This window comes from Bradyrhizobium sp. USDA 4501 (assembly GCF_054062115.1).
This window is the reverse complement of the sequence record NZ_JBSSEX010000001.1, coordinates 8544877-8567803: the sequence shown is the minus strand read 5'-3', so window position 1 is coordinate 8567803 and position 22927 is coordinate 8544877. Positions and strand designations below refer to the sequence as shown.

At 64.8% G+C, this 22927-nt stretch carries 22 protein-coding genes, 1 pseudogene and 1 riboswitch; of the genes and pseudogenes, 13 read left to right on the top strand and 10 right to left on the bottom strand.

All coding sequences use genetic code 11. The features are described 5' to 3' along the window. Window positions 1-16 precede the first annotated feature (16 nt). The 9 genes from ACVWZM_RS39945 to ACVWZM_RS39905 all read left to right on the top strand — a co-directional run bounded on the left by ACVWZM_RS39945 (window position 17) and on the right by ACVWZM_RS39905 (window position 7060). A complete protein-coding gene (locus tag ACVWZM_RS39945; protein WP_076829365.1) occupies window positions 17-298 on the top strand; it encodes a LexA family protein in 282 nt (93 codons plus the stop codon). A gap of 85 nt (window positions 299-383) precedes the next feature. Then, window positions 384-830 carry a YybH family protein gene (locus ACVWZM_RS39940; RefSeq protein ID WP_076825427.1) on the top strand — a complete coding sequence of 149 codons (447 nt, stop codon included), beginning with the start codon at window positions 384-386 and terminating at the stop codon, window positions 828-830. A gap of 289 nt (window positions 831-1119) precedes the next feature. Further along, a riboswitch (ZMP/ZTP riboswitch) is annotated at window positions 1120-1205 on the top strand. A 36-nt stretch (window positions 1206-1241) separates the two neighbouring features. After that, window positions 1242-2513, top strand: a complete 1272-nt coding sequence (locus ACVWZM_RS39935; protein WP_456855994.1) for a serine hydroxymethyltransferase — start codon at window positions 1242-1244, stop codon at window positions 2511-2513. Window positions 2514-2597: 84 nt separating this feature from the next. Next, the gene (locus ACVWZM_RS39930; protein ID WP_253610086.1) at window positions 2598-2756 is read left to right on the top strand and encodes a hypothetical protein; all 159 of its coding nucleotides are present in this window, start codon (window positions 2598-2600) and stop codon (window positions 2754-2756) included. Window positions 2757-3189: 433 nt separating this feature from the next. Then, a complete protein-coding gene (locus tag ACVWZM_RS39925; protein WP_076825423.1) occupies window positions 3190-3816 on the top strand; it encodes an HAD family hydrolase in 627 nt (208 codons plus the stop codon). A 26-nt stretch (window positions 3817-3842) separates the two neighbouring features. Then, complete coding sequence (locus ACVWZM_RS39920; protein WP_456855993.1) at window positions 3843-5054, top strand: molybdopterin molybdotransferase MoeA; 1212 nt, start codon at window positions 3843-3845, stop codon at window positions 5052-5054. 243 nt (window positions 5055-5297) lie between these two features. Further along, window positions 5298-6002 (top strand): transcriptional repressor LexA, encoded by a 705-nt coding sequence (lexA, locus tag ACVWZM_RS39915; protein WP_016841600.1) that lies wholly within the window; start codon window positions 5298-5300, stop codon window positions 6000-6002. A 256-nt stretch (window positions 6003-6258) separates the two neighbouring features. Then, window positions 6259-6687 (top strand): hypothetical protein, encoded by a 429-nt coding sequence (locus ACVWZM_RS39910; RefSeq protein WP_026192810.1) that lies wholly within the window; start codon window positions 6259-6261, stop codon window positions 6685-6687. A 145-nt stretch (window positions 6688-6832) separates the two neighbouring features. Beyond that, window positions 6833-7060 (top strand): hypothetical protein, encoded by a 228-nt coding sequence (locus ACVWZM_RS39905; RefSeq protein ID WP_076825420.1) that lies wholly within the window; start codon window positions 6833-6835, stop codon window positions 7058-7060. On the opposite strand, the pseudogene ACVWZM_RS39900 reads toward ACVWZM_RS39905, so the two are convergent. Beyond that, window positions 7057-9337 (bottom strand): annotated as a pseudogene (locus ACVWZM_RS39900) (ComEC/Rec2 family competence protein). The gene ACVWZM_RS39905 and the pseudogene ACVWZM_RS39900 sit on opposite strands and share 4 nt — an antisense overlap. A gap of 64 nt (window positions 9338-9401) precedes the next feature. Continuing rightward, on the bottom strand, window positions 9402-10532 hold the full coding sequence (locus tag ACVWZM_RS39895; protein WP_076829362.1) for an IS630 family transposase: 1131 nt from the start codon (window positions 10530-10532) through the stop codon (window positions 9402-9404). Between the two features lie 39 nt (window positions 10533-10571). Here ACVWZM_RS39895 and ACVWZM_RS39890 point away from each other — a divergent pair, with 39 nt between their 5' ends. Continuing rightward, window positions 10572-10853 carry a LexA family protein gene (locus ACVWZM_RS39890; RefSeq protein WP_076829365.1) on the top strand — a complete coding sequence of 94 codons (282 nt, stop codon included), beginning with the start codon at window positions 10572-10574 and terminating at the stop codon, window positions 10851-10853. Between the two features lie 386 nt (window positions 10854-11239). Continuing rightward, on the top strand, window positions 11240-12568 hold the full coding sequence (locus tag ACVWZM_RS39885) for an MFS transporter (protein ID WP_057016507.1): 1329 nt from the start codon (window positions 11240-11242) through the stop codon (window positions 12566-12568). 319 nt (window positions 12569-12887) lie between these two features. Here the strand turns inward: ACVWZM_RS39885 and ACVWZM_RS39880 are convergent, their stop codons facing one another. From ACVWZM_RS39880 to ACVWZM_RS39870, 3 genes are all read right to left on the bottom strand, one after another. Continuing rightward, window positions 12888-13250: an SPW repeat domain-containing protein gene (locus tag ACVWZM_RS39880; protein WP_057016506.1), complete on the bottom strand. Its 363-nt coding sequence runs from the start codon at window positions 13248-13250 to the stop codon at window positions 12888-12890. A 279-nt stretch (window positions 13251-13529) separates the two neighbouring features. Further along, window positions 13530-13916, bottom strand: coding sequence for a YybH family protein (locus ACVWZM_RS39875; RefSeq protein ID WP_141342153.1), 387 nt, complete (start codon window positions 13914-13916; stop codon window positions 13530-13532). Window positions 13917-13960: 44 nt separating this feature from the next. Continuing rightward, window positions 13961-15640 carry a glutamine--tRNA ligase/YqeY domain fusion protein gene (locus ACVWZM_RS39870; RefSeq protein ID WP_057016590.1) on the bottom strand — a complete coding sequence of 560 codons (1680 nt, stop codon included), beginning with the start codon at window positions 15638-15640 and terminating at the stop codon, window positions 13961-13963. A gap of 177 nt (window positions 15641-15817) precedes the next feature. Between ACVWZM_RS39870 and gltX the strand changes: the two genes are divergently transcribed. Next, window positions 15818-17239, top strand: coding sequence for a glutamate--tRNA ligase (gene gltX, locus ACVWZM_RS39865; RefSeq protein WP_168855885.1), 1422 nt, complete (start codon window positions 15818-15820; stop codon window positions 17237-17239). Window positions 17240-17399: 160 nt separating this feature from the next. Then, window positions 17400-18701 carry a citrate synthase gene (gltA, locus tag ACVWZM_RS39860; RefSeq protein WP_168855886.1) on the top strand — a complete coding sequence of 434 codons (1302 nt, stop codon included), beginning with the start codon at window positions 17400-17402 and terminating at the stop codon, window positions 18699-18701. Between the two features lie 34 nt (window positions 18702-18735). On the opposite strand, the gene ACVWZM_RS39855 is transcribed toward gltA, so the two are convergent. The 5 genes from ACVWZM_RS39855 to lpxA form a co-directional block, all read right to left on the bottom strand. Further along, window positions 18736-19104, bottom strand: coding sequence for an ArsR/SmtB family transcription factor (locus ACVWZM_RS39855; RefSeq protein WP_253623836.1), 369 nt, complete (start codon window positions 19102-19104; stop codon window positions 18736-18738). Window positions 19105-19197: 93 nt separating this feature from the next. Beyond that, entirely contained in the window at window positions 19198-19857 is a 660-nt protein-coding gene (locus ACVWZM_RS39850; RefSeq protein ID WP_076825392.1) for an SRPBCC family protein, read from the bottom strand. A 119-nt stretch (window positions 19858-19976) separates the two neighbouring features. Beyond that, window positions 19977-21155: a lipid-A-disaccharide synthase gene (lpxB, locus tag ACVWZM_RS39845; protein WP_456855991.1), complete on the bottom strand. Its 1179-nt coding sequence runs from the start codon at window positions 21153-21155 to the stop codon at window positions 19977-19979. Continuing rightward, on the bottom strand, window positions 21155-22012 hold the full coding sequence (locus tag ACVWZM_RS39840; protein ID WP_159109568.1) for an LpxI family protein: 858 nt from the start codon (window positions 22010-22012) through the stop codon (window positions 21155-21157). The genes lpxB and ACVWZM_RS39840 overlap by 1 nt, the downstream gene beginning before the upstream one ends. 19 nt (window positions 22013-22031) lie before the next feature. Then, complete coding sequence (gene lpxA / locus ACVWZM_RS39835; protein ID WP_028334015.1) at window positions 22032-22826, bottom strand: acyl-ACP--UDP-N-acetylglucosamine O-acyltransferase; 795 nt, start codon at window positions 22824-22826, stop codon at window positions 22032-22034. Window positions 22827-22927: the final 101 nt, after the last annotated feature.

Below are 22927 nucleotides of genomic sequence, written 5' to 3'. Positions count from 1 at the left end.
CCGGACGAATCGATCCATGAGTCAAAAATCAGGCGCACGCTTTACCGAGAAGCAGGGCCATTATCTGGCTTTCATCTATACCTACTCGCACATGTTCGGACGGCCCCCCGCCGAAGCCGACATGCAGCGTCACTTCGGTGTTAGCCCGCCCTCAGTCCATCAGATGATCGTCACGCTCGAACGTAACGGCCTCATTCGCCGTCGAGCCGATATCCCCAGAAGCATCGAAATCCTCGTGCCGCCAGAGAACTTGCCGATCCTAAGCTGGCTCGGTATCAAACCGTCAAAATCACTGTGACGAGCCACTAGTGGTTCTGCTTGCCTCGGCTATAGCGTTTGCGAATGCGCTCCCGCGCTAAGCATCTCAGCTAAAGGAGGCAAAGATGAGCCGCCCTTCTCTTCTTTCATGCACCCTGTTGTTGATCTTTACTTGTACTTGCGTCAGTCCCGCAGGGGCAGCCCCACCTGCCGACGAACTTTCCTCGGCGGCTGCCAAATGGGATGCCGCCATCAACAACGCAGACTTCGATGCCCTGTTACCGTTGTATGCCGCTGACGCCAGATTGATGCCGCCTGGTGCGCAGCCAGTCACCGGCCCTTTGGCAATCCGTAATTTCTTTGCCGGGCGGGGAAGAAGCGTCAGAGATCACAAGGTTGAGCTGCTCGATGTGTTGCCCATGGGAAAATACGCCTACACCACCTCGCATTTCACGGCCACGCTAGTAATAAATGAGAAGGCGGCGCCAATTTCTGGCAGCACCGTGAGACTGCTTGAACGCCAACCCGACGGGCAGTGGAAGATAAAGTCTCATATCTTCGTCAAGGAATAGATTCGCGGGTGCCACAGCCACACGGTCAGCCACCCCGCAAGCCTGACGGCCCGCAAGTGACGGATGGTCATGCACCTTATTGGCCCTCAGCCGAAGACGGCATTGATCATCGGGACATCGGTTCATTGGGTAAGCCGGACGTCCCTCGGTTTGGTCGCCATTGCCGTGGCTGTCGCCAGATGTTCGATCTCGCCCAACGCTGGGCCCGCGGCGGCGCCAGCAACCAACCCTTGCGAGCCCGCCGGGGATTGGATAGCCTTCTGCTCGCGATGAGCCTCGCAGGCTCATTCGTCCCTCGCGCGACTGGCGAGCTTACGTGGAATTGACCACGGTGAAGCGCGAAGGGTTTCAACGCCGTTCGCCTGGGCAACCCGTTCAGCTGATGATCCAGCGTCTTAGGGAGCCCGCACCATGCCGTCATTCCGCAATGAACTCCATCTCAACGATTCGGAAGTTGCCCTTGCGCTCGAGGGCGAAGAGCGCCGCCAGCAAGACGGCGTCGAGCTGATTCCGTCGGAGAACTACACCTATCCCGAGGTGCTCGAGCTGCTCGGATCGGTGTTCACCAACAAGTATTCCGAGGGCTATCCGGGACGTCGCTATTACGGCGGCCAGGAATTCACCGACCAGATGGAGAACCTTGCCCGCCAGCGCGCTTGCGCGCTGTTCCGCGCCGAACATGCCAACGTTCAGCCTCTGTCCGGGTCGCCAATGAACCAGGCCGTGTATCTCGGCCTGCTGCAGCCCGGCGATACGATCTTGGCGATGGACCTTTCACACGGCGGCCATCTCACTCATGGCGCGCCGGTGTCGCACATGGGGCGGCTCTTCAACTTCGCCCGCTACAAGACGCAGCCGTCAAACGGCGGCGCCATCGATTTCGATGAGCTCCGCGCCATGGCCCGGCACGTCCGCCCGAAGCTGGTGCTGTGCGGCTACAGCTCTTATCCGCGCGATCTGGATTATGCGTCCTTCAAGAGCATCGCCGATGAAGTGGGTGCACTGACCATGGCCGACGTCAGCCATTACGGCGGCCTGATCGCCGGCAACGCCTTGCGCAATCCGCTCGATGCGGGTTTCGACGTGATGACGACGACATCGCACAAGACGCTTCGCGGGCCGCGTGGCGGCATCGTTCTTTGTCGCCGGGAGTTCGCCGGCAAGATAGACGCGTCGGTGTTCCCGGGATTGCAGGGAGGTCCGCACATGAACGTTGTGGCCGGAACCGCGGTCACGCTGAAGAAGGCTTCGACGTCCGATTTTCATGCCTATGCAAGGCTGGTCATGCGCAACGCGAAGGTCCTGGCCGAAGCGTTGATGGAACGCGGCATGACGTTGATCACCGGCGGAACCGACAATCACATGATGGTCGTGGATACCGTGGCCAGCGTCGGCGTGGACGGCAGCGCGGCCGAGAACATCCTCGACGCCGTTGGGATCACCGCAAACAAGCAGATCATTCCCGACGATCCGCATCCGCCGCTCAAGCCGAGCGGCATTCGCCTCGGGACGCCGGCGGCGACCACGCGCGGCATGGGCGAGCCCGAAATGCGCCTCATCGCCGAACTCATTGCGGAATCCCTCCGGTCGAAGGGAGATGCAGCGGTCGTCAAGCGACTGAGGTCGAACAGCGTCGAGATGTGCCGCGCCTTCCCCGTTCCGGGGATCGCGCCGCCCTCATAGGCAGCCGAGCCGCGTTCCTGTTCCGCATTCGTCGCGTAGCTCGGCAGGTCGTGAAGGTTCCCGGGGGAAGGACCGGAACGGAAATTGATGCTGTTCGTTGGACCGCATGATCTCGAAGACGGAGCGTCCAACGCCGTGACCCGGAAAACCTTGCAAGCACGCTCGGAACAGGCGCTCGTCGTCATCATTCTCAGCACCGGTGCGCTGATCGGTTACCTCGGCCTGGCGCTATCCAGGCTGTGAGAGCTACGCCCGGCGGGCGTCAAGCCGCCGGCAAGCATCAAGTCGCTTGGTGCGCTGAAAGCTAGTGCGTGCGTGCCACTGGCCGACGCGGCAAGCCAAGCCCCGTAGCAAAAATATAGGGTGAAAAGAGCAAGGCTCGGACAGATCATGTCGCGAGAATACGGATGTTTGAAGCACAAGCGACGACACCCGCCGTCGTCCCGGCGAAGGCCGGGAGCCATTACCCCAAATCTCAATTGTTGTGCGACGCTGGGGCCACGATCCCGTTCCTGATCAAATGCGGTGGTTGTGGGTCCCGGCCTTCGCCGGGACGACGGTGGTGTGCGCGGGAACAGTCTCGCGATGAATGCAACGCCACGTACAATCCACACACCGGTCACTGAAATCGAGGACATTGCCGCCTGCCCGCAATTCTCGTACACGGTTTCATGCAATGACCTCGCAATTCACTCCCAACTCCGTCGACGTGCTGCTGTTCGATATCGGCCGCGTCGTGCTCGACATCAACTTTGACAAGGTGATGGCGCACTGGGCGCAGCATGCCGGGTGTGCGCCCGCCGAGCTCGCCACGCGCTTTGTCGTCGACGACAGTTTCAAGCATCATGAGATCGGCCGGATCGACGACGCGGCTTTCTTCGAGAATCTGCGCCGGACGCTCGGCATCAACATCACGGACGCCCAGTTCCTCGAAGGCTGGAACGCGATCTTCACCGGCGAGATGCCGGGCATCGCCCCGCTGCTCGCGGCGGCCGCCAAGCGGATGCCGCTCTACGCCTTCTCCAACACCAATCCGGCCCATGTCGCGCATTTCTCGGTCACCCATGCCGAGCTGCTCAGCCATTTCCGCAACGTCTTCCTGTCCTCGAGCATCGGCTTCCGCAAACCCGACGCCGAGGCCTATGATCATGTGGTAAAAGCCATCGGCGTGCCGGCGTCGCGGATCCTGTTTTTCGACGACCTGGCCGCCAATATCGAAGGTGCGCGGGCCCGCGGCCTTTATGCTATCCACGTGACATCGACGGATGACGTGGCAAGGGCTTTGACCGCACTTGGAATTTGAAGATTAGGAATTGAGGAACTCTGAGCGTGGCCCTGATGCCGGTTGCCGATGCCCTGTCCGCCGTCCTCGCCGGCGCCGAACCGCTGCCGGAGGAGATGGTCGCGCTCGATGCCGCCTACCACCGCACGCTTGCGCACGACCTCGCGGCGCTCCGCACCCAGCCGCCGCAGCCGATGTCGGCGATGGACGGCTATGCGGTGCGCGCCGCCGATGCGGCTGATCTAAAGGCCCGGCTCAAGGTGATCGGCGAAGTCGCCGCCGGCCGGCCGTTCGACCGGACGGTCGGCGCCGGCGAGGCGGTGCGGATCTTCACCGGCGGCGTGATCCCCAATGGCGCCGACGCGGTGATCATCCAGGAGGACACCGCCGTCGACGGCGACCACATCACGATCACGGAGGCCGCCAGCGTCGGGCGGCACATCCGCCCGGCTGGGGTCGACTTCCGTGAGGGCGAGGTGCTGCTCGTCGGCGGCAGCCGCCTGTCCGACCGCGCGCTGTCGCTGGCGGCCGCCATGAACTATCCGGGACTTGCGGTGCGCCGCCGCCCGAAGGTCGCGGTGCTGGCGACCGGCGACGAGCTGGTGATGCCGGGCTCGCAGCCCGGCCCCGGCCAGATCGTCTATTCCAACGGCTACGCGCTGCGGGCGCTGGCGCGCGCCGAGGGCGCCGAGACCGTCGACCTCGGCGTTGCCGCCGACACGGTGGAGGCGACCACGGCGGGCATCCGCCGGGCGCGCGAGGCCGGTGCCGATGTCCTGATCACGACAGGCGGCGCCTCGGTCGGCGACCACGATCTCGTCAAGCGGTCGCTGGAAGCCGAGGGCGTCGACATGACGTTCTGGCGGATTGCGATGCGGCCCGGCAAGCCGATGATGCATGGCCGGCTCGGCGCGATGAGGGTGATCGGCCTGCCCGGCAATCCGGTGTCGTCCTATGTCTGCGCCTTCCTGTTCCTGGTGCCGTTGATTCGGGCGCTGAGCGGCCGGAAAGTGATTCATCATCGCCGCACGAGCGCCCTGCTCGGCCGCGACCTCGCCGCCAACGACCAGCGCGAGGACTATCTGCGTGCACGGCTCGAAGCGCGCGAGGACGGCACGTTGATCGCAACGCCGGTGACGCAGCAGGACTCGTCGTTGCTCGGGAATCTCGCTGCGGCACGGGCACTTCTCGTGCGCCCGCCGTTCGCGGCGGCGGCCGTCGAAGGCAGCGAATGCGAGATCCTGACACTGCCCGAATAGGGTTTTCGCGCCCCGCCGATTGTGCGTTGCCCGACACGTTCACCGGAAATTAAGTGGTTGCGGAACACATATCGAACATATAGTGTCCGTTCATGATTTGTTTCGAGTGCTGGTGTCTACATTCGGGAAGCTGCATGGAAGCAGGTGCATCGAGCACATGCTCCTGAGGTCAGGCCCGGCCTGCAGGCCCCACCAGAAGAGTCTCGGAATCGAACGACGCTATCAACCGGGGGAATACTCGAGATGCTCACGCGCAAACAGTACGAACTACTGCGTTTCATCAATGAACGTCTGAAAGAGGCCGGCGTACCGCCCTCCTTCGACGAGATGAAGGATGCGCTCGACCTGCGCTCGAAGTCCGGTATCCACCGCCTGATCACTGCGCTGGAGGAGCGCGGCTTCATCCGCCGTCTGCCGAACCGCGCCCGCGCCATCGAGGTCATCAAGCTGCCCGAACTCTCGGCCGGCGGCGGCAACGGTCGCCGCGGCTTCACGCCCAGCGTCATCGAAGGCACCCTCGGCCGGCGCGCCAGCACGCCGCCGATTGCCGAGGACGACGGCAACCGTCCGGTCGCGGTCCCCGTGATGGGCCGGATCGCCGCCGGTACGCCGATCGAGGCGCTGCAGACCCGCAGCCACACCATCAGCGTGCCGCCCGACATGCTCGGCGCCGGCGAGCACTACGCGCTCGAGGTACGCGGCGACTCGATGGTCGATGCCGGCATCCTCGACGGCGACATGGCGCTGATCCAGCGCAACGACGTCGCCAATACCGGCGACATCGTGGTGGCGCTGATCGACGAGGAGGAAGCGACCCTGAAGCGCTTCCGCCGCCGCGGCGCATCGATCGCGCTCGAGCCGGCCAACACCGCCTATGAAGTGCGCATCCTGCCGCCGAACCGGGTCCGCATCCAGGGCAAGCTGATCGGCCTTTATCGCAAATACTGAATTGCAAATACTTGCGGCGGCCGGGAACGAGCAACACGTCGGATCGTTCCTTGCATGATAGTGTAGCGTACGGCCTGCCCGATGCGCTCCGATACCTCTCGCGCAGCGTCGCGTGTTTGTGATCGGAGCGATCTCGGACCAGTCGTACAATCGCCCAGAAACGAGCAGACGCTCGTTCGCTATCGTCCACTCTGGTAGAGGCCCTAATGCCTCAAGGAGAGGCAGGGGTCGCTACCTCGAAATGAGGAGCCATCCGATGTGTGACTATAGTCTGCACGCCGTGGCATCGCGCCCCGCCATTGTCGGAGAGACGCTGATCACGACGACGTTCCGCGGCACGTCGACCCGCGGCTTTGCTTCGGAGAATGACCCCACTGTCGCGGTCTGCATGCTGCCGGGCACCGAGCTCGCTTTCGCCGAGAACGTTCGCTACGACAGCCGCTGGATCTGGACCAAGACGCTGAACTATCGCGTCGGCGTATTCAACGAAGTCGAGCCCGACGTGCCCGATCGGCATCATGATGCGGTCGAATTCCCCGACGGCAGCCATGTGCTGGTGACCCAGCTGGTCGAGGGACAGCGCGTCAGCGTGCTGCAATTGCCGGCGCTGCATCCGCCGGTCGAGCAGAAGCCGAAGGTTGTGGAGCGGCGGCCTTCCGCATTCGCAACGCTGTTTTTGGGTTGAGCGCATCGTCGCCGTGGAATGAGCTGTTCGGCGGCGGATGACCTAAGCAATTTCGGGCGACCCCGGACTCCCGCTTCCGGGGCGCAGAAGGAGATTTGCGTCGGCCGGCACCTTGGCGCATCATCGGGTACGGAGGACGTGCGCGGTGGTCGATAAGGTCACATGGCAAAAGGCTGGACGCGTCACGGAACCGGGCCGCTACATGTTCCGGTTCGGTTGGCTGACGGTAACGGCCGACGACCTGAAAGTCTGGGAGCAATTTCCCGAGGCTTCCTTCACTCTCGTCAAGAAGCCCGACGCCGGCCCCGACTCCGACGAATACCATCTCGGCCTGTTCGAGCTGCCGAGCGCGCCCTTGCCGGACCACGGCTAATCATCGCCCTGCAGATCGGTCTCGGCCGGCGTCGCATCCACCGCAGGCCGCGGCGCGGGGGCGCGTAGCGTCGTCTCGCTCTCGCCGTCGCCGGGAACCGCCGGCGACCACGGCCGGTCGATCCCGCCGGGCTTGACCGCATCGACGACGTAGCCGTCCCTGCTCCGTCGCAGCACCAGCGCGCCGTGGCGGCGCAGCCGCTCGGCATCGATCACCGATGCCGCGCAGCCCTGCGGCGCCGGCCGCGCCGTCACGATCAGGCCTGCGCGCTCGCAGTCGTCCACTAGGGCCTCCGGCCGGGTCGCCGGCGCGACGAAGGCGCCGCCGGGTCCCTGGGTCACGCAGCCGCTGGCATCGCAGGAGACGCCCTCGCCGAGCGACGCATCGGTGGCGGTGCGCGCGTCGGCGTCCGCCGCCAGCCACTCCTTGACCAAAAATGCATCCTTGGCGCTGTGCATTAGATGCAGCCGTCCATCACCGCCACGCACCGCGACATTGCGGCCGTCGCCCGAGATCAGCACGTCCGGCTGCGGCACCCTGAGCGCCCAGACCGAGGCCACCAGCAGCAGCACCGCACCTGACCAGCGCAGCGGCGTGCGCAGCAGCCCGAGCAGGATGATGCCGGCGCTCGCTGCGATCAGCGGCCCGATGCCGAACGCCGCCATGCGGCCGACCGCGCCCGGGAGTGCGGCGCCCCATTGCGTCACCAGGATCATCCAGTCGATGCCAAGACCCATGATCGCCCAGAACACGCCGTCGAAGCCGAACGGCATGGCGACGAGCCCCAGCAGGCCGGCCGGCATCACGACCGCCGAGACCACCGGCATCGCCGCGAGGTTGGCGAGCAGCCCGTAGGGCGTCACGCGGTGGAAATGGAATGCGGCATAGGGCGTCGTCGCCAGCCCCGCCACCAGCGAGGCCAGCATCAGCATCGTGAGCTCGCGCCCGCCCCACAGCGCGACGCGCGGGGTCGCCGAATGGTCGGGCGACGCCAGCAGGTTCGGCAGCCCGATCTGCACCAGCGCCACCAGCCCGAGCGTCGCGGCGAACGACATCTGGAAACTGGAATGCACCAGCGCCTCCGGCGCGATCGCGAGCACGATCAGCGCTGCCACCGCCAGCGTGCGAAAGGTGATGGCCCGGCGGTCGACGATCACGGCGAGCAGCACCACGGCGGTCATGAAGAATGACCGCTGGGTCGCGACCTCCGCGCCCGACAGCAGAAGATAGAATGCGGCGGCGACCAGCGCGGCCGCCGCCGCCCATTTCTTGATCGGATGCGCCGCCGTCAGCGCCGGAAACAGCGCGAGCAGCGCGCGCACCGCGAAAAACACGACGCCGGCGACCACGGCCATGTGGTAGCCGGAGATCGACAGCACGTGGCCGAGTCCCGAGATGAACATCGCATCGTTGACCGGCGACGAGATCGCATCGCGCCGGCCGGTGAGCAAGGCGGTCGCGATCGCGCGCTGGTCGCCGTCGAGCGTGGTGCGAATCCGCGCGTCGATGGTGTCGCGCAGGCCCTGCATGAAGGCGGCGTAGCGCAGCGCAAAGCCGCCGGTCGCAGGCGGCTCCCTGGTCTTGACGGCGCCCATCACGAAGCCGGAGGCGCCGATGCCCTGGAAATACAGGTCGCGGCCGAAATCATAGGAGCCCGGGCGCTGTGGCCCGAGCGGCGGCATCAGCCGTGCCTTCAATTCAACGAAGCTGCCGACATCGGGCGCGGTGCCCTTCTTCACCGAGAGCCGGACCCGATCGAGCTTCGTCATGTCGCGCGGGCTCTCCATCGAAACCAACACGCAGCACGAAACGATCGGTCTTCTCGCGGATGTCGCGCGTCTCGACGAAGCCGGTCAGCGCCACCGAGAACATCGGCCGCGCCAGCACCGTGTGAGCGACGCGCGCCGTCTTCCAGGTCGCCGTCGCAAAGCCCGCGGCCACCGCGGCCAGCAGCGCGATGACGGGAAACACGCTGCGCCGCCGCAGCAGCAGCGCCAGCAGGCAGAGCAGGATTGCGACGGTGGCCGCGACCGACAGCACCGGCTCGTGCTCGGCCGCGAAATAGAACGCGATGCCGGTGCCGAACGCCACCGGCACCCAGGGCAACAGGCGGCCAGCGCCGGCCTCGGCGCGCGCCCATTGCCGCAATGTCTCGACGAGAGGCTTCCAGATGCCGGCGCGCGCCGGGAGAAAGCCGCCGACCGGCGCAGCCGTGCGCGGCGGCCACGTCCCCGCGTAGCCGCGTTTGCCGCCCGGCGTCGTGCCCTGCTCCGCCATTCCGCTTGCGATCCCTGCCGGGCGGCAGGCTAGCGGATCGCCCCGTCACCCGACTAGTAGCTCGTCACAGTGATTTTGACTCTTTGGGTATGCCTGGATAGGCGCGCCCCAGTTTGGTGCGAGCTTTGTCCGTTGTGAACATCCAGTTGATACGGGCGCGAGTTTTGTTTCGCTGCCGCTCCCATGCTGCGATCTCGTTTCTAAGGCGTTTTGGATCGTCGATCCGGCGGCCGAGACACTGCCCTTGGAGCACGCCGATCTCGATCTCGACCATATTGAGCCAACTGGCGTGTTTCGGGGTGTAGTGGAACTCGAGGCGGCGCAGGATGCGGCGGGCCTCGGCGGGGGCAAAGGCCTGGTAGAGGGCGCCGGGGGCATGGATCGACAGATTGTCCTGCACGACACGGATGCAGGCGGCCTTGGGGTAATGGACATCGACGAGTTCGCGCATGCAGTGAGCATAATCCACGGCGGTGCGCCGTTCGGTGACTTTGACGTTACGCCAGGCCCGATGCGGATCGAGGGCGACAAAGAGATTGACGGTGCCGTTGCGGCGGTACTCGTAATCGTAACGCTCGCGCTTTCCCGGCTCGGGTGGGATCGGCTGGCGCACTTCGCCGATGAGCTGGACGGGGGTTTCGTCGAAGCAGACCAGCGGCCGCTCGGGATCAGGCGCTTCAGCGTAGAGATCGAGCACATCTTCCATGCGGGCGACGTATTCGCCATCGACATGGGGAATGCACCACATGTCCCTGCGCCACGGCTTGAGGTCATTATCGGCCAGCCGGCGGCGCACGGTCTCGCCCGACAGGCTGTCATGATCGGTGAGCTTGACCATCACGTCGGCCAGCAGCGCCAGCGTCCAGCGCCTCCGGCCAGCGGGCGGCTTGGCGCATGCGGTCGCCACCAGCAGGGCTTCCTCCTTGCCGGTCAGCTTGCGCTCCGCACCGGGACGCGGCTCCTCACTCAAGGCCCGATCGAGATTGCCTTCCACCAAGCGGCGTTTGGTCCGATAGACGGTGGAGGCGCTTACTCTGACGGTCCGGACAATCTCCTCGTCGCGGCTGCCGATGTCGGCCGCCAGCAAAATCTGGGCCCGCTTGAGTTTGCGAGCGGCATGCTTGCCGCCGCTCAGCATCGCCGTCAGTTCCTCTCGCTCGGCTTGGCTCAATTCAACCCGGTACCGTACATTCATCGTTCGCCTCCCTGTCGGAGGCTCCGGACGAATCGATCCATGAGTCAAAAATCAGGCGCACGCTTTACCGAGAAGCAGGGCCATTATCTGGCTTTCATCTATACCTACTCGCACATGTTCGGACGGCCCCCCGCCGAAGCCGACATGCAGCGTCACTTCGGTGTTAGCCCGCCCTCAGTCCATCAGATGATCGTCACGCTCGAACGTAACGGCCTCATTCGCCGTCGAGCCGATATCCCCAGAAGCATCGAAATCCTCGTGCCGCCAGAGAACTTGCCGATCCTAAGCTGGCTCGGTATCAAACCGTCAAAATCACTGTGACGAGCCACTAGCGGAACGGATGCAGAATACGGACCGGGAACGCCCGGGTATCTGGATCGTCCTGCGCCTTGCCTAGCTCGCGCCGGGCCACGGCTGCCGCCTGCGTCAAATCGATCGAGCCGAAAGTCTCACTAAGATACCGATCACATTAGGAATAGACTGTCCTGATGCCTCCGCTCCCGAAGAGACGGAGATGAGGCAGTGACGGCTCGCGGCACTTGAAGGCCGCTGGAGCTCCTCTCAGGTGGCCACAACTCCCCTGAGATCAGGCGTTGCGGACGAACGCGCAAATCTCGCCTGTAACGCCGTGCACCACGCGCACTCCGCGAGCGGATAGATCGCTGAAAAACGCGAGGAGTAGCGTTTGCATTTGAGAGGAGCAGCACATGGCAATTCAAGTACCAAGCGATTTTCGCCGCGTGATTGTCGCTGCGTCAGTGGGAAACATCATTGAATGGTACGACTTTTATATTTTTGGCAGCCTGGCCGCCGTTCTTTCGGTCAAGTTCTTTGAGCAATCCCACCCCGTCGCAGCCCTGCTGAGCACGATCGCGCTGTTCACTGCGGGATTCCTGATCCGCCCGCTGGGGGCCTTCCTGTTCGGATGGATGGGCGATCGGGTCGGCCGCAAATATACATTCCTCATTACGCTGAGCGGAATGGGCCTGGGAACGGGAGCGATCGGACTGATCCCAACTTATCAGTCGATCGGCCTGACGGCCGCATTCGTTCTGTTCGGCTTGCGGATGATCCAGGGTCTCTGCCTGGGCGGCGAATATGGCGGCGCCATCACCTACGTCGCCGAGCATGTTCCGGACGACAGCCGCGGCTACTACACGGGCTGGCTACAAACCTCGCCGACGCTCGGGATCGTGGTGTCGCTGGCGGTGATCGTTCTGACCCGAACCTGGGCCGGCAATCAGGCCTTTGACGAATGGGCGTGGCGCGTACCGTTCCTGGTCTCGTTCGTGCTGGTGGCCATCGCCATCTACATCCGCCTGCAGCTCCAGGAGACGCCGATTTTCCAGGAGATCAAGGCACAGGGACAGATGACCAGGAATCCCTGGCGGGAAGCCTTCCTCAGCGCCAACATCAAGTACATCCTGATCGCTATCGTCGTCCTGATTGGACAGGGCGTGGTCTGGTACAGTGGTCAATTCTGGGCACTGTACTTCCTGCAGCAGGTCTCCAAGGTCGATGCGGTTACCTCGGCCTACATCGTGGGAGCCGCATTGTTGATCGCAACGCCGAGCCTGATCTTCTTTGGTTGGCTGTCGGATCAGATCGGCCGCAAGTCCGTGATCCTCGGAGGAATGCTGCTTGCCGCGATCACCTACTATCCGCTGTATCTGTGGCTCGGCATGGTCACGCAGCCGGGACACATCAACTATCCGGTCGCCGTCTTCATCATCTTCATCCTCGTCTGCTATGTCGGGATGGTGTACGGGCCGGTCGGCGCGTTCCTGGCGGAGTTTTTCCCGGCCAGGATCAGGTACACCTCGGTCTCGGTGCCGTATCATATCGGCAATGGTTGGGGCGGCGGATTGGTGCCGTTCATCACATCAGCCGCCTTCGCGGCGACCGGCAGCATCGGCTATGCGCTGATCTACCCGATTGTCGTTCCCGCGGTGTGCTTCGTGATCGCCGTTTTCATCATGCCCGAGACACGCAAGACCAGAATTTGGGAGCAGATCGAGGCGAAAGCCGCATCGTGACGGAGTCACCTTGCTGACGGGCGACTACAGCTCCGTTCCGACGGGATCGGAACGGGACTCTAGAATCTTGTCTCGATGCGTTTTCCTTACGCGAGCCGCTATCCACGTCGCTCGAAAGCGCTCTCACCCTGCAGCAGGCGCCATGGCCGCCGTCCAGCGAGTGCGGGACGACGCTTCTGAATCGTCCCACACCCGCCGTCTCTGGCGAGATGTCTCTGCAGAACCTGCATCGGGCGGCAGAGGGGATCCCGCGCCACGCAAATCCCCGCTCCGGCCGCCTTTGGTTGGCGGTCAGGCCAACGTCTCAGTCAGCTTCCTCTCAGCCAGCTCGGTGATGCCAGCGATCGTGCCACCAGGTGGCGAAATCACGATCCATCGTCAGCTCCCAGCACGCGAGCACGATCACCGCGACGCCGGCGAGCACGCTGCTCGTCGTGACCGATCCCTGCTGGTAGCCGAACGTCCAGGGTGCCACCACCAGAGCCAACCCCATCAGCATCTCGCCCCATTCCTCCAGATAGGACGGAATGATGAATGCCTCCAGGGCGAACAGCACGACGCCCAATCCGAGCGCGATGGAGATCCAGAGAGCTGCCCCGGAAAAGCCCAGTGCAAACGGCGATGCGACCAGCCAGGCGCCTACCAACAGGCTGGCAGCATCCTGCCAGTGTTGAATGCGCATGATCCTCACCTCCTTCTTCCGAAGACATGGTGCGGCGCGGGCAAAAAAGCATCTGTCCGACCTGCGATGTGTTGCCGCTGCTGATCCGCAAGCCGACGACCGTCCGGGCGCCCGGAAGCCGCGCTCCGCAGCCTACGACCTTGGTCCCTCCTCGCAATGCAGCGCGATCCGGATAGCCTGCGAGTTGGGTGCAGCCGCGAGGCGCCCGGCCCCGCGCACTCTCCCTGACTACGAGGGCCCGCCGGCCCTCGACTTTTTGCGTCAGCTCCAGCGCTGAGCCTAGATCAGCGGCGTCTGCGACGAGACGTGGTGGCAGACGATCTTCCAGTCGCCGTCCTCGCGCGCGATCACCCAGGTGATCTTGACGGCGAGCGAGGGCGCATCGCCGTCGAGGAAGAATGACGCGATGCCCGCCATGTTGACGAGATCGGCGTTGACCCGCTCTGCCCTGACATCGCTGAATTGAACGCGCGGCGCGCGCCAGCGCGGCAGACCGTCAAAGTAGGCTTTGACGCCGTCGCGGCCGCGATACAGCGTCGGGTTCGAGCCGAAGAAGAACGCGCTCTTCGAATAGAGCGCGCTTAACGCATTCGCATCGAGCCTGCTGAAACCCGCCGACCATCTGGCGATGATGGCGGAGACGATCTCGTCGGATTCATCAGGCATCGATCCCCCGTCCGCTTGTCCGCTCGGGACGCGCTTCCTCTCGGCTAGCCCTTGCCGCCGACTTCCTTGGCGAAGGTGTCGCGCAGGCCGATGGTGCGGTTGAACACCAGCCGGTCCGGCGTCGAATCCGCATCGCGCACGAAATAGCCCTGCCGCTCGAACTGCACCGGATCGGGCGAATTACTCTCGGCGATCGCCGGCTCGACGCGCGCATCCTTCAGCACTTCGAGCGACTGCGGATTGAGGTCGGCGGCGAAATCGGCCGCGTTCGGGCTCGGATTGGCGAACAGCTGGTTGTAGATACGGACCTCCGCCGGCTTCGACTGCGCCGCCGGCAACCAGTGCATCGTCGCCTTGACCTTGCGGCCGTCGGGCGCGTTGCCGCCCTTGGTTAGGGGATCGTAGGTCGCGCGGAGTTCGACGATCTCGCCGGCGTCGTTCTTCACCACGCCGGTGCATTTGATGAAGTAGGCATAGCGCAGCCGCACCTCGTTGCCGGGCGAGAGGCGGTAGAACTTCTTCGGCGGATTCTCCATGAAGTCGTCGCGCTCGATATAGAGCTCGCGGCCGAACGCGATCTTGCGGGTGCCGGCTTCCGGATTGTCGGGATGGTTGATCGCCTCGATCTCCTCGACCTGCCCTTCCGGATAATTCTCGATCACCACCTTGAGCGGCCGCAGCACCGCCATCCGGCGCAGCGCCGTGCGGTTCAGCTCCTCGCGGATGCAGAATTCGAGCATCCCGACATCGACCACGCTGTTGGCCTTGGCGACGCCGATGCGCTTGATGAATTCGCGCACAGCGGCCGGCGGCACGCCGCGCCGCTTCAAGCCGGCAATGGTCGGCATGCGCGGATCGTCCCAGCCCGAGACATGGCCGTCACGGACGAGCTGGGTCAGCACGCGCTTGGACAGCAGCGTATAGGTCAGGTTGAGCCGTGCCATTTCGTACTGGCGCGGCTTCGAAGGCACCGGCAGCTTGTCGAGCAGCCACTCATAGAGCGGGCGGTGATCCTCGAACTCCAGCGTACAGATCGAATGGGTGATGCCCTCGATCGCGTCCGACTGGCCGTGCGCGTAATCGTAGCTCGGATAGATCGACCATTTGTCGCCGGTGCGCGGATGATGGGCGTGCAAGATGCGGTAGAGCACCGGGTCGCGCAGGTTGATGTTGCCCGCGGCCATGTCGATCTTGGCGCGCAGCACGCGGGCGCCATTCGAGAACTCCCCGGCCTTCATGCGGCGGAACAGGTCGAGGTTCTCCTCGACCGAGCGGTCGCGGAACGGCGAGTTCTTGCCGGGCTCGGTCAGCGTGCCGCGGGAAGTGCGGATCTCCTCCTGGGACTGATCGTCGACATAGGCATAGCCGGCCTTGATCAGGCCCTCGGCCCAATCGTACAGGCGCTCGAAATAGTCCGACGCATAGAACAGGTTGGCTCCCCAGTCGTAGCCGAGCCAATGGACGTCGGCCTGGATGGAGTCGATGTACTCCTGCTCCTCCTTGGTCGGATTGGTGTCGTCGAAGCGCAAATTGCACTGGCCGCCGAACTCCTGCGCGATGCCGAAATTCAGGGCAATCGACTTGGCGTGGCCGATATGCAGGTAGCCGTTCGGCTCCGGCGGGAAACGGGTCACGATCCGGTTGTGCTTGTGGGAGGAGAGATCGGCCTGGACGATGTCGCGGATGAAGTCGCGCCCTGCCTCTGCCGTCGTGTCAGTCGTCATCAAAGGGTTCCCTGGAGGAGTCAGCTCAACCTTCTGCCAAATTCGTGCCGTCCGGCCAAGCCTGGTTTCAAGTCTGGTTTGAGGCCTGGTTTGGTGGGCAAAAGGTCAGCCGGGGGTTTAGTTATGTCCGGTTCCTGATATACACCACCGCCGTCTCAGCATACGTCTCGCTCGATCATGACCAAACCCGTCGTTACCCGCTTCGCCCCCTCACCGACCGGCTTCCTCCATATCGGAGGTGCCCGCACCGCGCTGTTCAACTGGCTCTATGCCAGGAAGCTCGGCGGCAAGATGCTGCTCCGGATCGAGGACACCGACCGTGAGCGCTCGACCAAGGAGGCGATCGACGCCATCCTGGACGGCCTGAAGTGGCTCGAGCTCGATTGGGACGGCGAGGTCATCTACCAGTTCAGCCGCGCTGCCCGCCATCGCGAGGTCGCCGAGAGCCTGCTCGCCGCCGGGCGCGCCTATTACTGCTATGCCTCGCCGGAAGAGCTCACCGCGATGCGCGAGAAGGCGCGCGCCGAGGGCCGCACCCGCCTCTATGACGGCATGTGGCGCGACCGCGATCCGGCCACGGCGCCCGACGGCATCAAGCCGACCATCCGCCTCAAGGCGCCGCAGACCGGCGAAACCGTGATCGAGGACCAGGTGCAGGGCCGCGTGGTCTGGCAGAACGAGAACCTCGACGACCTCGTCCTGCTGCGCGGCGACGGCACCCCGACCTACATGCTCGCGGTCGTGGTCGACGACCACGATATGGGCGTCACTCACATCATCCGTGGCGACGACCACCTGATCAACGCCGCGCGTCAGAAGCAGATCTACGACGCGCTGGAGTGGGAACTGCCGAGCATGTCCCACATTCCGCTGATCCACGGTCCCGACGGCTCGAAACTGTCGAAGCGCCATGGCGCGCTCGGCGTCGACGCCTACCGCGCGCTCGGCTACCTGCCGGCCGCCTTGCGCAACTACCTCGTCCGGCTCGGCTGGAGCCATGGCGATCAGGAGATCTTCTCGACCCAGGAGATGATCGACGCGTTCGACCTCTCGGGCATCGGCCGTTCTGCGGCACGGTTCGATTTCGCCAAGCTGGAGAACCTCAACGGTCACTATATCCGGCAGAGCGACGATCAATCCCTCGTGACCCAGTTCGAGAGCGTGTTGGATTATGTTCCCGAGGGCGCCGCGCTGAAGGCCAAGCTCAACGACACCACCCGCGCGCAATTGCTGCGGGCGATGCCGAGCCTGAAGGAGCGCGCCAAGACGCTGATCGAGCTGATCTCGGGCGCCTACTTCATCTTCGCCGATCGTCCGCTCGCGCTCGATCCGAAAGCTGTGGCGCTGCTGACGCCGGAAACGCGTGCGATGATCGGCCGCCTGCGCACCGCGCTGGAAGCCGTCAACGACTGGACAGCGGAAACCACCGAGACCGCGATGCGGAATTTCGCCGAGCAGAACAACCTGAAACTCGGCGCCGTCGCCCAGCCGCTTCGGGTGGCACTGACGGGACGCACGACGTCGCCGGGCATATTCGACGTGCTGGCCGTGCTGGGACGCCAGGAGTGCCTTGCCCGTCTCGCCGATCAGGCGGCGTGATCCTGCATGGACCCCCTCCAGGGTCCATCTTGCAGCGCACATGGCAATGAGCTACCCAATTCCGGACGCTTTCTCCACAAGCCGTTCCGCCCCGCCATGGGCCGCAATTTAGCGACTGGGCAAGGTCGGTTTTCGCAACGAATTCATCGGGGATATCACGATGGACGCAAAATCCAGCAAGACAGCCACACTCACCATCGGCAACAAGAACTACGATTTCCCGATCCTGAGCGGCACGGTTGGGCCTGATGTCATCGACATCGCCAAGCTCTACGGCCAGGCCGGGGTGTTCACCTACGACCCCGGCTTCACCTCGACCGGCAGCTGCCAGTCGAAGATCACCTACATCGACGGCGACGCCGGCGTGCTCGAGTACCGTGGCTATCCGATAGAGCAGCTCGCCGAGCACGGCGACTTCCTCGAGACCTGCTACCTGCTGCTGTACGGGGATCTTCCGACCCCGGCGCAGAAGAAGGACTTCGACCATCGCGTGATCCATCACACGATGGTGCATGAGCAGATGGCGCGGTTCTTCCAGGGCTTCCGCCGCGACGCTCATCCGATGGCGATCATGGTCGCCGCCGTCGGCGCGCTCGCCGCGTTCTATCACGACTCCACCGACATCAACGATCCGCGTCAGCGCATGATCGCCTCGATGCGGATGATCGCGAAGGTGCCGACGCTGGCGGCGATGGCCTACAAGTACACGGTCGGCCAGCCCTTCGTGTATCCGAAGAACTCGCTCTCGTTTGCCGAGAACTTCCTCAACATGTGCTTCGCGGTGCCCTGCGAGGACTACAAGATCAACCCGGTGCTCGCCGACGCGCTCGACAAGATCTTCATCCTGCACGCCGACCACGAGCAGAACGCCTCGACCTCGACGGTACGCATCGCCGGCTCGTCGGGCGCCAACCCGTTCGCCTGCATCGCGGCAGGCATCGCCTGCCTGTGGGGCCCGGCGCATGGCGGCGCCAACGAGGCCGCGCTCAACATGCTCTACGGCATCGGCAAGGTCGAAAACATTCCGGACTTCATCGCCAAGGTGAAGGACAAGAACAGCGAAGTTCGCCTGATGGGCTTCGGCCACCGCGTCTACAAGAACTACGATCCGCGCGCCAAGATCATGCAGAAGATGTGTCACGCGGTGCTGAAGGAGACCGGCCACGGCGACGATCCGATGCTCAAGGTCGCGATGGAGCTCGAGAAGATCGCGCTCAGCGATCCCTACTTCATCGATCGCAAGCTCTACCCGAACGTCGACTTCTATTCGGGCATCACGCTGAAGGCGATGGGCTTCCCGGTCTCGATGTTCACCGTGTTGTTCGCGGTCGCCCGCACCGTCGGCTGGATCAGCCAGTGGAGCGAGATGATCGAGGACCCGCAGCAGAAGATCGGCCGTCCGCGCCAGCTCTACACCGGCGTCGCACGCCGCGACTATGTGCAGATCGACAGGCGCAAGTAAGCTGCATCGCTGAAGAGAATCCGGGACGGCGCCATCATTCCTGATGGCGCCGTTTTCGTTTGCCCCGCGCGACTTCGGTCGCGATCGCGTCAAGGCGCGGCAGCCAGAACGCCCTGAACCGGTCGAGCCAGTCGTCGACCTCGCGCAGCCGCGCCGACTCGACCGCATAGATGCGGCGCGTGCCCTCGGCACGCACCGACGCGAAACCGGCGTCCCGCAAGATCCGCAGCTGCTGCGACACCGCCGACTGGGTGATGCCGAACTCGCGCTGCACGACCGCAACGACGTCGCCCGAACTGTGCTCGCCGGTCGCAAGCAGTTCCAGGATGCGCCGGCGGACGGGATCGCCGAGGATGTCGAAGGCGTGCAAGGTCGCTAAAGCGCGATGAGACTGCATCGTCATCCCGCTTTAGCTCTTCGTTTGAGCATGATCTCCGCGCAAACGCTTCGCGTTTGTCGCGAGGGAAAACCGCTTCACACTTTTCCGGATCATGCTCTAGCCTCCGCTCCCCGGCTCCGGCTCGCCGCAATAGGCCGCCGTGGTGTTTGCGGCCGATCTGCGCGCCGCAGCCTCCTCGGTGCCCGCCGCGATCGAGGCCCTGCACCAGTCCTCGCTGGCGCGGCGGATGAATTCCTTGCCGTCGCCGGTGGCTGGCCAGGCGGACGCGGCGGCGCGGTCGAATTCCTCGCCGGGCGGCATGGCCAGATAGAGCGCGAGCCCTAGGAGCGCGAGATCCCAGCCGACGCCGACCGCACCGGCCCCGTAGCGGTCCCAGAAGTCGCCCTCGATCACCGAGAGGTGTTCCAATTCCAGGCGCGTGGCGTCCGGGCCATTCTCGGCCAGCGTGACGCTAACCCAGCTGACCGTGCCCATGGACTCCCACGTGACGGCAAGCCGGCGCGGTGGCTCACACGTCGTGATCTCGCCGCCCGCATGGCCCTGGAACTGATAGCGGCCGCCAAGCCTCAGGTCACCCGAGATCGGCAGGAACCAGCGCGGAATGCGTTCGGGGTTGGTCAGCACATCCCAGAGATCGGCAATGTCGGTGTCGTAGCTGCGGGTCGCGATCACCGCCCGGGCCGGCTTGCCGTCGCGTTCCCGGAAGGCGACTTCGCGAATGACGGCTCCGAGATAGGCGACCGGGTCGATCTTCATGGCATGCTCCGTCCTAATATTAGCTATTGCTAATATTAGGACGGTCTAAATATTCAGCGCAAGCGAGATCCTTGCGGCGGGATGTCGCCACTGAACTGAACGAGGACACGATCGATTGGCTAGGCCGAACGGCGGCCCATTTCCGCCAGCACGATGTCGGCGGCGCGGACGCTCGGCGGCTGGTCGCCGGTCGACATCTTCCCGTCCATCGTCGCGAACCCCACGAGCTGCCGCAGACGATCGGGCGAATCCGCAAGCACGTCGCCCAGCGCCGCCGCGAGCTTGTCCGGCGTGCAGTCCTCCTGCAGGAACTCGGGAATGATATCGCTGCCGATCACGAGATTGGCGAGGATCACCGAGGACACCCGGATCGCGCGGCGCAGGATGAACGCCTCGGCGGCGCCGACGCGATAGGCCGTCACCATGGGAATCCCTGACAGCGCGAGCTCCAGCGTCACCGTGCCCGACTTCGCGAGCGCAGCGCGGGCGACACGGAACGCGGCGCGCTTCTCGGTCTCGCCGATCGCGAGCCGCGGCACCACCGGCCACGACGCGACGCCCTCGCGCACCATCGCCTCGAGATGCGGCATGGTGGGAAGCACGAGCTCGAACGGCGTTTGCTTGTTGAGCTGGCCGAGCGCGGTGCCGAACAGCGCCAGATGATGCCTGATCTCGCTGCGCCGGCTTCCGGGCAATACCAGCAGCACCGGAGGCTGCGCATCGCGCCGCTTCTGCTCGTCCTCGTTCGGGCGCAGCGTGGCGAGCTGCTCGGTCAGGGGGTGGCCGACATAGCTGCACGGCGGTCCCTGCAGCTTGCGATATTCCTCCGGCTCGAACGGCAGCAGCGCGAGCACGTGGTCGACATAGCCCCGCATCGCGCGCGCCCTGCCCGGCCGCCAGGCCCAGACCGACGGCGACACGTAGTCGACGATCGGAATGTTCGGATTGCGGGCGCGGACACGACGGGCGACGCGGTGGGTGAAATCGGGGCTGTCGATGATGACGAGCATGTCAGGCGCGTCGGCGAACACGGCATCGGCGGTGCGCCGGATCAATCGCAGGATTCTCGGCAATTGCTTCACGACGGCGGCAAAGCCCATGATCGAGAGCTCTTCGATCGGAAACAGCGGGACGATTCCCTGAGCAGTCATCGCCCGGCCGCCGACGCCGGAAAACTGCACGGCATCGCCGAGCCGCTGGCGCAGCACCTGCATCAGTGCCGCGCCGAGGCGGTCGCCGGATTCCTCGGTCGCGATGAGGAAGATCTTGCGAGTGGTGCTGGGGCTGCGCTCCTGCATCAGCCCGCCAGCCCGATGACAAACAGCCCCTTGGCGTCGGCGGCCTCGACCAGGGCCTGCGGCTCGGCGGCCAGCGTATTGCCGGCGATCACGGCGATGCCGGCGATACCGGCTGCTGCCGCGCCCTCGACCGTCCGCGGGCCGATGGTCGGCAGATCAAAGCGCAGATCCTGCCGGCTCTTCGGCGCCTTCACCAGCACGCCGCGGCCGGCCTTGGCGCGAATGCGGCCCTCGGCGCGCAGCCGCGCGACGCGCGCGAGCAGCCCGTCGGTGCCCTCGATATCCTCGACCGCCACCACATGACCGTCGATCACCACGGCCGCCTGACCGATGTCGAACGGGCCGAGCGCGTCGAGCACACCACGTCCGCGCGCGATGTCGGCGAGTGCCGTGCCGTCGGGCGCCGCGAGCGTCACGGCACCCTCCGGCATCAAGAGATCGGGCGCGACATCCTTGATCCCGACCATGCGGAAGCCCTGCTGCTCGAGGATGCGGCCAACGCTCGACAGCAAATGATCGTCGCCGCCGCGAAATGCGCGCACGACGTGGCCGAGCAGGCGCAGCGTGCCCCAGTCGAGCCGGATCTCCGACAGCGCGGGCCGCACCAGGGTGCCGATGAAGATCAGATCGCGGCAGCCTTCGTCGCGGAACAGCCGGGTCGCCCGCCCGAGCTGGCCGACCGAGATCCAGCGGTGACGAAACCGCTGCGCGCGCGCCGGATCGCAGGCGCCGCGCAGCGCGAACAGCACTGGCGTGATGCCGCGCGCAACCAGGGAGTCGGCGACCGCGAACGGCATGGCGCCGCCGCCGGCGATGACGCCGACCGGCGAGGAAAGCGAGGGAGCCGCTGACGTCATGCTGGCGGCCATCCCCTGCTCAATTGGTATCGGCGGGAAGGCAGAGCGGGCGCAGCTTGCCGCCCTCGATGAAGGCCAGGATTTCCGCAATCGCCGGATCCTCGCCCGCCAGCGGCTGCACCGAGGCGAGCCGCTCGGCGAAGATGCCGGGACCGTGGAACAGCTTTTGATAGAACGCGCGCACCGTCGCCAGCCGCGCCTTGGTGAACTGGCGGCGCCGCATGCCGATGATGTTGAGTCCTTCGAGAACCGCGTACTGACCGTTGGCGAGGCCGAACGGGATGATGTCGCCGCGCACGCCGCAGACGCCGCCGATCATCACCTGCGAGCCGACGCGGGTGAACTGGTGCACAGCCGACAGGCCGCCGATATAGACGAAGTCGCCGATCTCGCAGTGGCCGCCGAGCGTCGCCGACGTCGCGAAGATCACGCCATTGCCGACCATGCAGTCATGGCCGACATGGCTGTTGTTCATGAAGAAGCCGCGATCGCCGACGCGCGTGAGCCCGCCGCCCTTGACCGTGCCGACATTCATCGTCACGCCCTCGCGGATCGTGCAGGCTTCGCCGACTTCGAGGCGGGTCGGCTCGCCGCGATAGCTGAGATCCTGCGGCGGCCCGCCGAGCGCTGCGAACGGCGAGATGATGCAGCCGGCGCCGATCCTGGTATGCCCGCTGATCGTGACATGCGCGATCAGCTTGCAGTTCTCACCGAGCACGACGTTGGGGCCGACGATGCAGTACGGACCGATCTCGGTGCCGGCCCCGATCACAGCGCCATCGGCAATCCGCGCAGTCGGGTCGATCATGCTCATGAAATTTCGGTCCGGAATTCGTTAATGGCGCCAAGGTGCTATCGAGGCGCCAGCCTATCGATTGGGGCGGTCGTTAGCGCGACTTTGCCCGCCCTGTCCAG

Bases quoted from the DNA above. Each gene is read 5' to 3' on its own strand.
- ACVWZM_RS39940 (WP_076825427.1), top strand. From the start codon at position 384: ATGAGCCGCCCTTCTCTTCTTTCATGCACCCTGTTGTTGATCTTTACT.
- lpxB (WP_456855991.1), bottom strand. From the start codon at position 21,155: ATGCAGGAGCGCAGCCCCAGCACCACTCGCAAGATCTTCCTCATCGCG.
- ACVWZM_RS39910 (WP_026192810.1), top strand. From the start codon at position 6,259: ATGTGTGACTATAGTCTGCACGCCGTGGCATCGCGCCCCGCCATTGTC.
- gltA (WP_168855886.1), top strand. From the start codon at position 17,400: ATGGACGCAAAATCCAGCAAGACAGCCACACTCACCATCGGCAACAAG.
- ACVWZM_RS39890 (WP_076829365.1), top strand. From the start codon at position 10,572: ATGAGTCAAAAATCAGGCGCACGCTTTACCGAGAAGCAGGGCCATTAT.
- ACVWZM_RS39880 (WP_057016506.1), bottom strand. From the start codon at position 13,250: ATGCGCATTCAACACTGGCAGGATGCTGCCAGCCTGTTGGTAGGCGCC.
- ACVWZM_RS39895 (WP_076829362.1), bottom strand. From the start codon at position 10,532: ATGAATGTACGGTACCGGGTTGAATTGAGCCAAGCCGAGCGAGAGGAA.
- gltX (WP_168855885.1), top strand. From the start codon at position 15,818: ATGACCAAACCCGTCGTTACCCGCTTCGCCCCCTCACCGACCGGCTTC.
- ACVWZM_RS39935 (WP_456855994.1), top strand. From the start codon at position 1,242: ATGCCGTCATTCCGCAATGAACTCCATCTCAACGATTCGGAAGTTGCC.
- ACVWZM_RS39850 (WP_076825392.1), bottom strand. From the start codon at position 19,857: ATGAAGATCGACCCGGTCGCCTATCTCGGAGCCGTCATTCGCGAAGTC.
- lpxA (WP_028334015.1), bottom strand. From the start codon at position 22,826: ATGAGCATGATCGACCCGACTGCGCGGATTGCCGATGGCGCTGTGATC.
- ACVWZM_RS39925 (WP_076825423.1), top strand. From the start codon at position 3,190: ATGACCTCGCAATTCACTCCCAACTCCGTCGACGTGCTGCTGTTCGAT.
- ACVWZM_RS39875 (WP_141342153.1), bottom strand. From the start codon at position 13,916: ATGCCTGATGAATCCGACGAGATCGTCTCCGCCATCATCGCCAGATGG.
- lexA (WP_016841600.1), top strand. From the start codon at position 5,298: ATGCTCACGCGCAAACAGTACGAACTACTGCGTTTCATCAATGAACGT.
- ACVWZM_RS39945 (WP_076829365.1), top strand. From the start codon at position 17: ATGAGTCAAAAATCAGGCGCACGCTTTACCGAGAAGCAGGGCCATTAT.
- ACVWZM_RS39870 (WP_057016590.1), bottom strand. From the start codon at position 15,640: ATGACGACTGACACGACGGCAGAGGCAGGGCGCGACTTCATCCGCGAC.
- ACVWZM_RS39840 (WP_159109568.1), bottom strand. From the start codon at position 22,012: ATGACGTCAGCGGCTCCCTCGCTTTCCTCGCCGGTCGGCGTCATCGCC.
- ACVWZM_RS39885 (WP_057016507.1), top strand. From the start codon at position 11,240: ATGGCAATTCAAGTACCAAGCGATTTTCGCCGCGTGATTGTCGCTGCG.
- ACVWZM_RS39855 (WP_253623836.1), bottom strand. From the start codon at position 19,104: ATGACGATGCAGTCTCATCGCGCTTTAGCGACCTTGCACGCCTTCGAC.